General features: G+C 64.4%; 14 protein-coding genes. 8 read left to right on the top strand and 6 right to left on the bottom strand.

Going from position 1 to position 13,738, the window contains the following annotated elements; genetic code table 11:
- Positions 1–16: 16 nt before the first annotated feature.
- The 3 genes from FNV92_RS29680 (at position 17) to FNV92_RS29670 (ending at position 2,210) form a co-directional block, all read left to right on the top strand.
- A complete protein-coding gene (locus FNV92_RS29680) occupies positions 17–928 on the top strand; it encodes a transglutaminase family protein (protein ID WP_143843435.1) in 912 nt (303 codons plus the stop codon).
- A complete protein-coding gene (locus tag FNV92_RS29675) occupies positions 929–1,744 on the top strand; it encodes a transglutaminase-like domain-containing protein (protein WP_143843436.1) in 816 nt (271 codons plus the stop codon). It abuts the gene before it with no gap.
- A 67-nt stretch (positions 1,745–1,811) separates the two neighbouring features.
- A complete protein-coding gene (locus FNV92_RS29670) occupies positions 1,812–2,210 on the top strand; it encodes a gamma-glutamylcyclotransferase family protein (protein ID WP_143843437.1) in 399 nt (132 codons plus the stop codon).
- Here FNV92_RS29670 and FNV92_RS29665 read toward each other — a convergent pair.
- Positions 2,207–2,770: a chlorite dismutase family protein gene (locus FNV92_RS29665; RefSeq protein ID WP_143843438.1), complete on the bottom strand. Its 564-nt coding sequence runs from the start codon at positions 2,768–2,770 to the stop codon at positions 2,207–2,209. The two genes, FNV92_RS29670 and FNV92_RS29665, sit on opposite strands and share 4 nt — an antisense overlap.
- 347 nt (positions 2,771–3,117) lie before the next feature.
- Here FNV92_RS29665 and dnaG point away from each other — a divergent pair, with 347 nt between their 5' ends.
- Both dnaG and rpoD read left to right on the top strand, forming a co-directional pair.
- Positions 3,118–5,133: a DNA primase gene (dnaG, locus tag FNV92_RS29660; protein WP_143843439.1), complete on the top strand. Its 2,016-nt coding sequence runs from the start codon at positions 3,118–3,120 to the stop codon at positions 5,131–5,133.
- A 378-nt stretch (positions 5,134–5,511) separates the two neighbouring features.
- Entirely contained in the window at positions 5,512–7,653 is a 2,142-nt protein-coding gene (gene rpoD / locus FNV92_RS29655) for an RNA polymerase sigma factor RpoD (protein WP_143843440.1), read from the top strand.
- A gap of 111 nt (positions 7,654–7,764) precedes the next feature.
- On the opposite strand, the gene FNV92_RS29650 is transcribed toward rpoD, so the two are convergent.
- The 4 genes from FNV92_RS29650 to FNV92_RS29635 form a co-directional block, all read right to left on the bottom strand.
- On the bottom strand, positions 7,765–8,001 hold the full coding sequence (locus FNV92_RS29650; protein WP_015688406.1) for a hypothetical protein: 237 nt from the start codon (positions 7,999–8,001) through the stop codon (positions 7,765–7,767).
- A 551-nt stretch (positions 8,002–8,552) separates the two neighbouring features.
- Positions 8,553–8,909: a hypothetical protein gene (locus tag FNV92_RS29645; protein ID WP_143843441.1), complete on the bottom strand. Its 357-nt coding sequence runs from the start codon at positions 8,907–8,909 to the stop codon at positions 8,553–8,555.
- A 66-nt stretch (positions 8,910–8,975) separates the two neighbouring features.
- Positions 8,976–9,917 (bottom strand): OmpA family protein, encoded by a 942-nt coding sequence (locus tag FNV92_RS29640; protein ID WP_168213501.1) that lies wholly within the window; start codon positions 9,915–9,917, stop codon positions 8,976–8,978.
- Between the two features lie 121 nt (positions 9,918–10,038).
- Entirely contained in the window at positions 10,039–10,566 is a 528-nt protein-coding gene (locus tag FNV92_RS29635) for a hypothetical protein (protein ID WP_143843443.1), read from the bottom strand.
- A gap of 174 nt (positions 10,567–10,740) precedes the next feature.
- On the opposite strand from FNV92_RS29635, the gene FNV92_RS29630 reads away from it, so the two are divergent.
- Entirely contained in the window at positions 10,741–11,547 is an 807-nt protein-coding gene (locus FNV92_RS29630) for a lytic murein transglycosylase (protein ID WP_143843444.1), read from the top strand.
- A 138-nt stretch (positions 11,548–11,685) separates the two neighbouring features.
- On the opposite strand, the gene FNV92_RS29625 is transcribed toward FNV92_RS29630, so the two are convergent.
- A complete protein-coding gene (locus FNV92_RS29625) occupies positions 11,686–12,516 on the bottom strand; it encodes an SDR family NAD(P)-dependent oxidoreductase (RefSeq protein WP_143843445.1) in 831 nt (276 codons plus the stop codon).
- 129 nt (positions 12,517–12,645) lie between these two features.
- Here FNV92_RS29625 and FNV92_RS29620 point away from each other — a divergent pair, with 129 nt between their 5' ends.
- On the top strand, positions 12,646–13,020 hold the full coding sequence (locus FNV92_RS29620) for a response regulator (RefSeq protein WP_015688400.1): 375 nt from the start codon (positions 12,646–12,648) through the stop codon (positions 13,018–13,020).
- A gap of 93 nt (positions 13,021–13,113) precedes the next feature.
- Entirely contained in the window at positions 13,114–13,725 is a 612-nt protein-coding gene (locus FNV92_RS29615; protein WP_143843446.1) for a LysE family translocator, read from the top strand.
- Positions 13,726–13,738 lie beyond the last annotated feature (13 nt).

The raw sequence follows: 13,738 nt of genomic DNA, 5'->3' as shown, positions 1-13,738 counted from the left end.
CCATGATTGCCCCACGATGCCGCTGCTGACGATTCATCACAAGACCGAATATCGCTACAACCGCCCCGTGGCGTTCGGCGAACACAGGATCATGCTGCGTCCGCGCGACGGGCACGATCTGCGTGTGCTCGCCTCCAGGCTCGATATCTCGCCCACGCCGATGTCGCTGCACTGGATTCACGACGTGTTCGGCAACTCCGTCGCGATCGCCAATTTCGACGAACGTGCGGAGACGCTGAGCTTCGAGTGGCATGTCACCGTCGAGCACAACCCGGTCGAGGAATTCGCGCTGACGCCGGACGATACCGCCTATTTCTACCCCTTCGCCTATGACGACGAGGAATTTCCCGATCTCGTCCAGTACATCACGCCGCAATACACCGATCCCGGCGGCGAGATCGCGGAATGGGCACGCGGCTTCCTCGACGAGGACGCGCCGACGCCGACTTTCAAGATCCTGAGCGGCATGACGCACGGCATCCGCAAGCAGTTCAAATACCGCAAGCGCCATGAGCTCGGCACGCAGCATCCGCTCGATACTTTGCAGTTGGGCACGGGAACTTGTCGGGACTATGCGCTGTTTATGATCGAAGCGTTGCGCCACCTCGGTATCGCCGCGCGATTTGTCTCCGGCTACATCTTCGTGCCGGAGGATATCGAGCAGCGTCACGTCGGCGGCGGATCGACCCACGCATGGGTGCAGGTCTATCTGCCGAGTGCGGGTTGGATCGAGTTCGATCCGACCAACGGCATCGTCGGCACCCGCGATCTCATTCGCGTCGCGGTCGCCCGCGATCCGCGCCAGGCGATCCCGTTGCACGGGGTCTATATCGGCGCCGGGAATGCCTTCGAGGCCATGGACGTGACCATCAGGGTGGTCTCGGACGACCAGCAGAGCGACGAAGAGATGGAGGCAGAGGTCTTATAGATGGAAATCAGGGTCGGCTTCGAGATCACCTACGCGGCAGAGCAGCCGACCCCGATGGTGATCATGCTCAACATCCACCCCTCGCGGCAGGCCGACATCATCGGCAAGGAGACGGTGGTCGCTGAGCCCGACGTTCCGATCCGCTTCTATCACGACAGCTTCGGCAACGTCTGCGGCCGCCTCGTCGCTCCTGCCGGCGGCGTGACCCTGAAGGGCCGCGCGCTGGTCCGCGATACTGGCTTGCCCGACGAGGTGATGCCGACCGCGCAGCAATCGCCCATCGAGCAATTGCCGAACGAACTGATGCTGTACCTGATGCCGAGCCGCTATTGCGAGACCGACAAGCTCACCGACATCGCCTGGTCGCTGTTCGCCAAGACCAAACCTGGCTGGGCGCGTGTCTGCGCGATCACCGAGTTCGTGCACAAGCACGTCACCTTCGGCTACGAGCACGCCCATCACATGAAATCGGCGCACGACGTCTACGAGCAGAAGACCGGCGTCTGCCGCGATTTCGCGCATCTCGCGCTGACCTTCTGCCGCTGCATGGGCATCCCGGCGCGCTATTGCACCGGATACATGGGCGACATCGGCATTCCGCCGGATCCGGCCCCGATGGATTTTTCCGGCTGGTTTCAGGTCTGGCTGTCAGGCAAATGGTTCACCTTCGACGCCCGCCACAACATTCCCCGCAGGGGCCGCATCCTGATGGGCACCGGCCGCGATGCCGCCGATGTCGCGCTCTCGACCAGCTTTGGCCGGATGGAGTTGAAGAAGTTCGTGGTGGTGAGTGATGAGGTCGTGAAGGCCGGGTGAGTTGTTGCTGCAGGTTCGTCGCAACGGCTCCTCGCAATGACGGAGTTCAGAGGCTATAGACATTTCTATGACCTCCGATCGTCTCTTCGTCTACGGCACCCTGATGCGCGGCTTCGACCATCCGATGGCGCGGCTGCTCGCGGGCCACGCGGATTTCCTTGGCGAGGGGACCTGTCGCGGCCGGCTCGTTCTGGTGAAGCATTATCCGGGATTGCTGGTGTCGGACGCGACCTCCGAGGTCGTCCATGGCGAGCTGTTTCGCCTTCATGTGCCGGACGAATTGCTGCGCGAACTCGACATGTACGAAGCCTGCGGCGAGGGCTTTGCGGAGCCGACGGAATATCTGCGCAAGCTGATCGACGTGACAGGCGCGGACGGCGTCACGTCGAAGGCGTGGACCTATATCTATAACTGGCCCGTGACCGATCTGCCGCGCATCGAGTCAGGCCGCTTCCTCGATCATTAGGCCGACAGCACTTCCTTGACGGCGCGCACGTCGACCTCGCGCTCGACGTAAGTCCATTCCTCGGTTCGCCTGAGCATCCCTACCAGTTCCTCGAACAGCGAGGCGTGCGCGGGGGCGAATTCGAACCAGGTGAGAAAATCGAAGGGCTCGCCGAGGTCGCGGCTATGATAGAGCTGGCGCGCGATCGCAGGCAGGAAGCGCAGGCTGCTGGCGATGTGGTGCGACTTGTCCTCGAAGATCCTGCGCCGCTCTTCCTGCGTCAGCTCCCACCAGGCCTGCGACTTGCGGATCGGGATCAGCGCCGCGGAGGTCGCCTCCAGCCGGCCGAGCCCGGCCTGCACCGCGGTGAGCTGCTGCTTCTCGGCGCGCTCGGTATAGCGGAGCGAGCTCGGCGCGCCGACCAGCCGCCACGCATTGCGCGAGGGCACCAGCGGCAATGAGATGGCCTCGCTGTCGGTGACCGACAGCGCCGGCATGAAGGGCAGGGGCTCGCCCGTCACGGGTGAAATCGAGGTCACGCGCCAGCCCCCGCTGTGGCCGCCTCGAAAGGTCCTGAACATGGCGGTATGGAAGCGTGGAACCGGGCGCGGTTCAAGCTTTTCCCGTCATACGCCGGCCACCTGTTCCGTCATGCTGAGGCGCTCGCACTGCAAAGCAGTGTGAGCCTCGAAGAATGAATCGGCCCGGATGCAGCCGGGCCGTCGCCCTTCGAGGCTCGCCGGAGAGGGCGAGCACCTCAGGGTGACGGTGAAAAACGATCGGTCTCGGCCGCGCTCCGCGCGCCCGGAAGGAGGGAAGGGGCCTGTGAACAGCGCGGATAACCCGCCTAAACCTGACTTCTGGGCAGGCCGCACCTATATCCCTGATCCTTCGCCCGACTCACCCTGGTTCGCGCTAGACACATCCCATGCGCTTCACGCCCCAATTCCTCGACGAGCTGCGTGCCCGGCTTTCGGTCTCCGAAGTCGTGGGCAAGCGCGTCAAGCTGAAGAAGGCGGGGCGGGAGTGGAAGGGGCTGTCGCCGTTCCAGCAGGAGAAGACGCCGTCCTTCTACGTCAACGACCAGAAGGGTTTTTACCACGACTTCTCCTCCGGCAAGCACGGCGACATCATCACCTTCGTGATGGAGACCGACGGCCTGCCGTTCGCCGAGGCGGTCGAGCGGCTCGCCGGCATCGCGGGCCTGCCGCTGCCGGCGGTGACGCCCGATGCGGCGCGGCACGAGCAGCGGCGCCGGACGCTGCACGACGTCATGGATCTCGCCGCGAAATATTTCGCCGAGACGCTGGCCTCGCGCGTCGGCGCCAAAGCGCGCGGCTACCTCGCCGACCGCGCGATCTCGCCGGCGACGCAAGTGCAGTTTCGCCTCGGCTATGCCTCGCCCGATCGCTTCGCGCTGAAGGAGCATCTCGGCAAGCTCGGCGTCTCCGTCGAGGACATGGTCGAGACCGGCCTGCTGGTCGCCGGCGATGACATTCCCGTGCCCTATGACCGCTTCCGCGACCGCGTGATGTTTCCGATCACGGACTTGCGCGGCCGCGTCATCGCCTTCGGCGGACGCGCGCTGGAGAAGGACGTTCCGGCCAAATATCTGAACTCGCCGGAGACGCCGCTCTTCCACAAGGGCGACAATCTCTACAATCACCAGACCGCGCGCAAAGCCACCTATGACGGTAGCCCGCTGATCGTGGTCGAAGGCTATGTCGACGTCATCGCCATGGTCACCGCAGGCTTTGCGGGCAGCGTGGCGCCGCTCGGCACTGCCCTGACCGAAAACCAGCTTCAACTGCTGTGGAAGATGGCGGACGAGCCGATCCTCTGCTTCGACGGCGACAAGGCCGGGCAGAAGGCGGCTTATCGCGCCGCTGATCTCGCGCTGCCCTTCCTCGCGCCGGGCAAGAGCCTGCGCTTTGCGTTGCTGCCCGAAGGGCAGGATCCCGACGATCTCGTGCGCGCCGGCGGCCGGGGGGCGGTCGAGGAGGTGATCGCGGCGGCGCGGCCGCTTGCCGACATGCTTTGGTCGCGCGAGCTCGAAGGCGGCAATTTTGCCACCCCCGAGCGGCGCGCCGCACTGGAGGCAAGCATCAAGGAGCTCTCGAACGGCATCCGTGACGAGGTGGTGCGGCGCTATTATCGCCAGGATCTCGCGGAGCGGCTTCAGCGGACCTTTGCGCCGGACAGCGGCCGCGGCGGCTTTGCCGGGCGGGGCAATTTCCGCCCCGGCGGCGGCGGCCGGCCGTTCCAGCCCCGCGGCGGGGGGCAGGCGAATCGATTCGGCGGCCAGGGATTCGGTGGTCAGGGACGTCGCGGCCCGCCCGGTCCCGCCATGCTGCCCTCCGGCCCCTACCAGGCGGCAAGCCCCCAGCTGGCGACAAGCCCGATCATGCAGGGCCAGCGCAGCGCCATTTCCCGCCGCGAGGCGCTGATCCTGCAAATTCTGATCAACCACCCCTGGCTGCTGCATGAGCACCTCGAGGAGGCCGCGGCCCTGGAGTTCATCCACTCCGACGTCCACAAGCTCCGGGCCGGAATTATCGCCGCCTTCGCCAACGACCATCACCACAGCCCGGACCCTTCCGAGCAGGCCGAGAAGATGCGCGACGATCTCGAGAAGGGCGGATTTTCACAGCTTATTCAAAAGGTTGAGGGGCGCATCACGACCCAGGCGGTGTGGGGCGCCCGCGAGGGCGCGGCCCAGGACGACGTTCTCGCCACCTGGCACCAGCTCGTTGCCTTGCATCGGCAGTACCATTCACTACTTAGAGAACTGAAGGACGCCGAGTTGGCCTTGGGGGACGATCCCAGCGAGGCCAATATGGCGTGGCTTCGTGACGTGAAGGCTCGGTTGGCCGAAGTTGACGGCACCGAGGCCCTGATCGAGGGTTTTGGCGAGCTGTCGGGCCGGTTCCAGAAGAGCGTCTGATGAAAGAATCATGCGGACGGCCGGGGCGGGAACCGCTAAAAGACTCGCCAAATCCAAGGTTTGGCGGCAAAAACAGGGTTAATCGAGGCTTAACGGTCTTGTAGCACTTTGGCCCCCAGGCGGCCGCAGGCAGAACAGACGCGTCAGGAATGAATCCGCGCAATAGCTGTTGGCACTTCACCTGCATCCGCTGTGACAAAGAGGCTCACGAAGCGTTAGGCAAATCCGGCGAGAGAAAGGTCGGGGTGGCGAGAGATATGCGCGCCGCCCTTTCCGTGTCGAGATCTGGCGAAGCGAGAGCGTCGAGCAACAGGTTCAAGTGATTTCACGCGGGCGGGCCGATGTGCCTTCCGCATGAAGCGCGTTTAGGAGCAATGGATGGCCACCAAGGCAAAGACGCTGCAGGCGAAGGACAAGGAAAAAGACGACAAGGCAGCGGACGCTCCGGAGAAGGATTCCCAGGACGCGCCGTCGCCGTTGCTCGATCTGTCCGACGCGGCAGTGAAGAAGATGATCAAGCAGGCCAAGAAGCGCGGCTTCGTGACCTTCGATCAGCTCAACGAAGTTTTGCCGTCCGACCAGACCTCCCCCGAGCAGATCGAGGACATCATGTCCATGCTCTCGGACATGGGCATCAACGTCACCGAAGCCGACGATAGCGGCGACGAGGAGGAAAAGGACGAAGGCGGGGAGGACGAGACCGACAACGAACTCGTCGAGGTCACGCAAAAGGCCGTCACCGAAGTCAAGAAGAGCGAGCCGGGCGAGCGCACCGACGATCCCGTCCGCATGTATCTGCGCGAGATGGGCACGGTCGAGCTGTTGTCTCGCGAAGGCGAAATCGCGATCGCCAAGCGCATCGAGGCCGGCCGCGAGGCGATGATCGCAGGTCTCTGCGAAAGCCCGCTGACCTTCCAGGCCATCATCATCTGGCGCGACGAGCTCAACGAAGGCAAGATCTTCCTCCGCGACATCATCGATCTCGAAGCGACCTATGCCGGCCCCGATGCCAAGGCCGGCATGAACACCGCGATGATCGCCGGTCCCAACGGCGAAGCGTCGGCCGAAGGCGGTCAGGCCGCTGCGGCCGTGGGCGCGCATGTCGCGCCGCCCGCCGCACCGCCGGCGCCGACCCCGTTCCGCGCCGCGCCTGCGTCGGGCAATGCCGGCGAAGCCGAGAAGGATCCCGGCGAGGCCGCCGCCGAAGCCGACATGGACGATGACGACGAGTTCGAGAACCAGATGTCGCTTGCGGCAATCGAGGCCGAGCTCAAGCCGAAGGTCGTCGAGATCTTCGACAAGATCGCCGAGAGCTACAAGAAGCTGCGCAAGCTGCAAGAGCAGGACATCCAGAACCAGCTCGAGAGCACCTCGCATGGTCCCTCGCTCTCGCCGCACCAGGAGCGCAAGTACCGCAAGCTCAAGGACGAGATCATCGTCGAGGTGAAGTCGCTGCGCCTCAACCAGGCGCGTATCGACAGCCTCGTCGAGCAGCTCTACGACATCAACAAGCGTCTCGTGTCCCACGAAGGCCGCCTGATGCGTCTGGCCGACAGCCACGGCGTCGCGCGCGAAGACTTCCTGCGCAACTACACCGGCTCGGAGCTCGATCCGCGCTGGCTCAACCGTGTCTCGAAGCTTTCGGCCAAGGGCTGGAAGAATTTCGTCCACCACGAGAAGGACCGCATCAAGGACCTTCGCCACGAGGTGCATCAGCTCGCAGCCCTCACCGGCCTCGAGATCGTCGAATTTCGCAAGATCGTGCACTCGGTGCAGAAGGGCGAGCGCGAAGCCCGCCAGGCCAAGAAGGAGATGGTGGAAGCCAACCTCCGTCTCGTGATCTCGATCGCCAAGAAATATACCAACCGCGGTCTGCAGTTCCTCGACCTGATCCAGGAAGGCAACATCGGCCTGATGAAGGCTGTCGACAAGTTCGAGTACCGCCGCGGCTACAAGTTCTCGACCTACGCCACGTGGTGGATCCGGCAGGCGATCACCCGCTCGATCGCCGACCAGGCGCGCACCATCCGCATCCCCGTGCACATGATCGAGACGATCAACAAGATCGTGCGTACGAGCCGCCAGATGCTCAACGAGATCGGCCGCGAGCCGACCCCGGAAGAGCTCGCCGAAAAGCTCGGCATGCCGCTGGAAAAGGTCCGCAAGGTCCTCAAGATCGCCAAGGAGCCGCTCTCGCTCGAAACGCCCGTCGGTGACGAAGAGGATTCGCACCTCGGCGATTTCATCGAGGACAAGAACGCGATCCTCCCGATTGACGCCGCGATCCAGTCGAACCTGCGCGAGACTACCACGCGCGTGCTCGCCTCGCTCACCCCGCGCGAAGAGCGCGTGCTGCGCATGCGCTTCGGCATCGGCATGAACACCGACCACACGCTGGAAGAAGTGGGTCAGCAGTTCAGCGTGACGCGCGAACGTATTCGCCAGATCGAGGCGAAGGCGCTGCGGAAGCTGAAACATCCGTCGCGGTCGCGGAAGCTGCGGTCGTTCCTGGACAACTAAGTCGGGTCGTCATGCCCGGGCCTGACCCGGGCATCCATCCAAACGAAAACGGCGGGCCTAGGCCCGCCGTTTTTGTTTGTACTTGACGCTTCGCGTGTCCGGCGCGCAGCGCTATTTCTTCTTCGCCCCGACCCGCTCAAGATCCTTGATCTCCAGCGGCGGACGGCCGGATTTTTCGGCGATCTCGCGGTCCTGCTCCATGATGAAGGCACGGGCGGGCTCGTCGCCGTCGAGGCCTCCGAGCAGCTCCGACGGTACGCGCCGGTTGGAGCGCTGGGAGCCGTCTTCATAGAAGACGTTGAAAAAGGCGAATTCGCCTTTGGGATTGGTTCCGGGTTTTTTGGCCATGGCGGGCTTGTCGTCGATCAGGGCGCCATAGTCAAATGACTTTGGCGGGTTTCCGGGTGTCAGCTACGGCCGCTGCGGCGCCGGAACCGGTTGCGGGATCGATCGACGGCGTCCGTTGGCATTTCGGGGCAGGAGGAAGCGTCCAGCGCTTCGTGAAATCCGATATATCCGGTTGATGGGCCCCGACCTCAATAAACGGCGGGCCGCAAAGCCCGCCGTTTATTTTTGGCTTTCAGCGTCGCCCGGGGCTGGCAGGGCAACAACCTAAAATAGAAGGCTAATACCATCGCCGTGCCATGGCAAGGCAAATCATGACGGCGTTGATGTCGCAGCGTGCGCATCAGATATGCGTCGATCGCGAGCGCGGCCTGTACGAATTTCGAAGCAAATGATCGGATCGTCAAAGCAATTTACTCAACATCTTCGCTCTCGCGATGCAGCGGGAACTCGTGCGGCATGCGTTGAAGCGCGTAGAGTTGCATCTTTTCCGAATGCGCGCGGAGGGTTCTCATTTCCTGCACGCGAGCGCATTCGAATTCGCGTTGTGTATCTCAACGCGTGTGCGTGCGCTGCGCCAGTTCGTGCACGGCGAGCCGCGATCCGTGTCCGCCGCCGCGCTGGCCGTCATCCTCATTATCTTCCTTGCGTCCATGCAGCATGATCGCGCTGCCCATCGCGGCGGAGCCGAAAGTGATGAGGAAGGAGCCGAGCAGGACGAGAAGCGCAATGCCGGGGGCGCGGTCGGCGAAGATCAATTCGCGCAGATGTCCGGGATTGAGCCAGAGCAGCCCGCCGACGAGCAGCGCGGCGGCGCAGGCGCCGATCGCAAGGTTGATGGCGAGCAGGCGGAACAGGGGGATGCGAAGGAGGCCAAGACGTGATGGAAGAGAATGCTGATTGTCGGGCATGGCGTTTCGCCTCCTGCGCAAGCATCGACATCATAGCAGCAGCGCCCAGGAATGACGAGCAAGGCCTCACGGCGCCACCAGTTCCACCCGCCGGTTCAACGCGCGGCCGCTATCCGTTGCATTCGAGCCGACCGGGGCCAGCAATCCGACGCCGGCGGTGCGCAGTCGTGTCTGGGCGATGCGAAAGCTCTTCACCAGCTCGGCTGCGACGGCTTCGGCGCGACGCTTCGAGAGGTCGAGATTGTACTCATAGGCGCCCTGGCTGTCGGTGTGGCCGACGATGAAGACGTTGAGCTGCGGTTGGCTGGCCAGCAGCTTGGCGATCTGCTCCAGCGTCGGGCGGCTCTCGGGTTTCAGCACGGCCTTGTCGGTGTCGAAATAGATGCCGTAGAGCGCGATGTGGCCGGTCTCGCCGAGGCCCTTGGCCATCGCGGCGGCATCGACCATCTTGTTCGCGATCGCCCCCAGCTCCGCGACGGTGACCTGCGCATAGATTTCCTGGTTGTTCTGGCTGACGAGGACGCTGGCCCAAATCTCGCGCCCGCCCTCGGTCTTGCGGCCGGCAACATAGCGGTAGCTGAAGCCGTCGATCCACATCTGCGGGATCGGCAGCGTGTCGATGCTTTCCGTGAACGGAATCGCGCCGCAGGCGTCGGTGTCGCAGGCCAGCAAGGTCTCGAAGCCGGCCTTGGCAAGCTGCGTCTCGAAATTGCGCGACACTTCCAGAATCGAGGGGCCGGGATTGGTGCGGTAGGCGATGCGGACGATGCGGCCCTCGAGCCGCCGCGCATCGGTCGGCTGGCCGTCCTTGAAGCTTGCCGCCTGCATCCGTGCCGCGTCAAAATCCTTCACCACATAGCCGGTGATGATACTGCCAGCGAAGCGGCCGATGCCGGGATAGTCGCGTCCGCCTGCGACGTCACGCGTCTGTGCCAAGGCGGTGACGGCGTGAGCGAACAGCAGGGCGGCAAGGAGAAGCGATCTGGAGATGTTTTGCGGCGCGGGCATCGGCACTCTCTGTCGGTTGAGGAGACGGGGGCGCAGGGATTAGTCGCCTGCACCGCGCCGCCGGTTCTCTCCGCAGGCCGATTTCCTCGCCGAGCGCTCGTAAAGCCGGGGATCCCCCGCTTCAGGCCGCCGGCGCAATCCTGCTGCCGGCCTGATGCTCCCGCGCGGCCTGCTGGCGTTCCATCATGGTCTGCCACAGCATCGCGATGCTGGCCTGGGTCTGCGGCGCGATCAGGCAGTGCCCTTCATTGTCGAAGCCGCAGAACAGCACCGACGGATCCTTCCTCACCTCGGTCAGGGCCCGGTTGATCATCTCCAGGCAGGTCATCACCTGGCCGATGTCCTGCAAGCGGGTGTGATGCAGGATGTCCATCAGGCGGAACGTCATCACCGCAGGCTGCCCGAAGCTGATGCCCGGTCGACCGAGCTCGAACAGCACGTTCACCGCGGGAAGCGCGCCGCGGATATGCTCCAGCACGCCGGCCATGTCGTCCACGCTGCAGGCAACGAGATGGGCCGCCTGCGGCGGAGCGGCCATGGGTGTCCGCGACGCAAGGCCGAGCGAGGTGATCACCTCCTGCTCGATCCATTGCCGCACCGGTGCGGGTGCGTTGCGGATCTGTTCGGCGGTCAAGGTAATTCCGGTCATGGCGGCTCCTGCTCGGCTCGGCTGTTTTGTCCAGTCTAGGAAGGAGGACGTGAGACACGTTGATGCGGATCAAGCGGGCCACTTTGACGGTGGCGGCTTTCCCGGGCATGATCACGCACTGCTTCGCGCTGGGATCGCGTTGCTTCGCGCAAGAATTCTGGGGGATCGCTCCATATGCTGAGATACGCTCTGGCCGTTGCCGGTTTCGTCTGTCTGGCCGGCGGCTCGGCCGAGGCTGCGCGCTGCGGCGGCGACTTCAACAGCTTCGTCGCCAGCATGGCCTCGGAGGCGCAGGCGGCGGGCGTCTCGGCGAGCGTGACCAATGCGGCGCTCAGCGGCGTGCAGCAGGACGGCGCGGTGCTCGCCTTCGACCGGCGGCAGCGCCACACCTTCAACAAGAGTTTTGAACAGTACGTCTCGACCCGCGTCGGCCCCGGCCGCATCAATGGCGGCAAGGCGCTGTTGCAGCGTCACGCCGCGCTGCTCTCGCGCATCGAGCAGCAGTTCGGCGTGCCTCGCCATATCCTGGTTGCGATCTGGGGCCTGGAGAGTGATTTCGGCAAGGGAGACATCGGCAAGATGCCGGTGGTCCGCACGCTGGCGACGCTCGCGCATGATTGCCGCCGCACCGAGCTGTTCCAGGGCGAGCTGCTCGCCGCCCTCAAGATCGTGCAGCGCGGCGACCTGCCGCTGCGCGACCTGATCGGCGCCTTTGCCGGCGAGATCGGCCAGACCCAGTTCCTGCCGTCGTCCTACATCAAGTACGGCGTCGATTTCGACGGCGACGGCCACGTCGACCTCCGCCACAGCGTCCCCGACGTGCTTGCCTCGACCGCGAACCTGCTCCACAGCAACGGCTTCAAGATGGGTCAGCCCTACGGCGAAGGCACCGCCAATTTTGAGGCGATGCGAGAGTGGAACCGGGCGGTGATCTACCGCAAGACGATCGGGTATTTTGCGGATCGCCTGGCGGGGCAGTGAGAGGCGGCATGCCGCCAACCACGGCCGTCATTGCGAGCGCAGCGAAGCAATCCAGAATCCCTCCGCGGAGATAGTCTGGATTGCTTCGTCGCTGTGCTGCTCGCAATGACGGCGGAAAGACGCTGTTGCGTTCCCACCTCACTTCCCCTTCGCCATCTTCTCCAGCTTCCGCTGCAGCGGCGCCCAGTATGTCCCCGGCCGGAAGCGCTGCAGCAGGTCCATGAAGCGGGCGTCGTTGCCGATCAGGATGCGCGGCTCGTTCTTCTCGATGCCCCTGATGATGCGCAGCGCGGCGTCTTTCGGCGTCGTCTTCGCCGCGTTCTCGAACCGCTCGATCGATTGCGCGCGGCGGGCATTGTCGGTGACGCCGACCCCGGTGCGCGAGTTGCGCGCGATGGCGGTGGCGACGCCGCCGGGATGCACGACCGAGAGCCTCACCGGGCTGCCCGCGACTGCAAGCTCATGGCGCACGCTCTCGGAAAAACCGCGCACCGCGAACTTGGCCGCCGCATAGGCGGACTGTCCCGGCGGCGCGATGATGCCGAAGATCGAGGAGAGGTTGACGATATGCGCCTCGCCTAGCGTTTTCAGATGCGGCAGGAAGGCGCGCGTGCCGTGCACGACGCCCCAGAAATTGATGTCGAACAGCCACTCCATCTGCGCCTGGTCGATCTCCTCGAACGATCCCATCAGAGCCACCCCGGCATTGTTGATGACGATGCCGAGCGCCGGATGTGCCGCGATCGCATCGGCCGCGAACTGCGCGATGTCGCCGGCTTCGGCGACATCGACGCGATGCACGCTGATGTTGCGATCCCGTCCGATCTCGGCGGCGAGCATCTTCAGCCCAGCCTCGTCGCGATCGGCGAGCGCGAGGTCGCAGCCGCGGCGTGCGAGTTCGATGGCGAGGGCGCGGCCGATGCCGCTGGCCGCTCCCGTGATGGCGGCCGCGCCGCGAATCGTCGTCATGGATTCCCCCGTCAACCTCTGGATGGGGAACTATGATTTACATTTTTTCAGAATGGAACCGAACTGTATCGGATTTGGCCCCTTAACTTACGCGACTTGAGCGGAGGCGAGCATTCTGGGAGCAGTCAAATGGGACAGGCGCAGCCATATCAAGCGACCGCGTTGATCGTTGAGGACGATGCCATGCAGCGGGAGATGCTGAGTCTCCTGCTGGAAGAGAGCGGCTACCTGGTCATCCAGTGTGAAAGCGCGGAGGCCGCCGAACGCGTGCTGGACAAGAACGCCGGCGCGCTGTGCCTGATGCTCACCGACGTGCAGCTCGCGGGCCGCATGACCGGAGTCGAATTGGCGCACGTCGCCAAGGGCCGGAATCCCAGGCTCGATGTCGTCGTCACCTCCGGTCGCCCTCTGATGCAGCCCTTGCCCGACGGCGCAAAGTTCTGGGCCAAGCCATGGGCGCCGCTGGACGTCCTGCGCGAGGCCGAGATCGCCCAGTTGAATTAACGCAGCACGTGTGGCGGTCGGTCCAGTCGTGCCGGCCCGCATTGATCGGGGCGTGACTTCCCGGTCAGCGTCGGGGGTGATAGGCTTGAGACCATGTCCTGGTCCTTCCTGCTCACCTCGCTCATCGTCGTCGCTTCGCCCGGCACAGGCGTGCTCTACACGCTGGCCGCGGCGCTCACGCGCGGCTCGCGTGCGAGCGTCGCGGCGGCGTTCGGCTGTACTCTCGGGATCGTGCCGCACATGATCGCGGCGACGCTGGGCCTCACCGCCGTGCTGCACACCAGCGCGCTCGCCTTTGCCGTGTTGAAATGGGGCGGGGTGCTCTATCTGCTCTATATGTCCTGGCAGGCGCTGCGCGAGCGAGGTGCGCTTTCGGTCGAGGGCGGGATCAAGGAACGCTCCAGCGGCCGGGTCATCGTGACCGGCTTTCTGATCAACATCCTCAACCCGAAGCTCTCGATCTTCTTCCTTGCCTTCCTGCCGCAATTCATCGCGGTGGACGACGCCCATGTGCTGGCGCGGATGCTGGAATTGAGCGGCGCCTTCATGGCGATGACCTTTGCCGTGTTCGTCGTCTACGGCCTCTGCGCCGCCTCCGTGCGGGAACGCGTCATCTCGCGCCCCCGTGTCATGGCGTGGCTGCGCCGCAGCTTTGCCGCGGGCTTTGCCGCCCTCGGCGCCAAGCTGGCGTTCGCGGAGCGGTAGGCTCTCTCATCTG

The sequence above is a fragment of the Bradyrhizobium cosmicum genome (assembly GCF_007290395.2).
GTDB classification, from domain to species: domain Bacteria; phylum Pseudomonadota; class Alphaproteobacteria; order Rhizobiales; family Xanthobacteraceae; genus Bradyrhizobium; species Bradyrhizobium cosmicum.
This window is presented reverse-complemented; position numbering and strand designations above follow the sequence as displayed.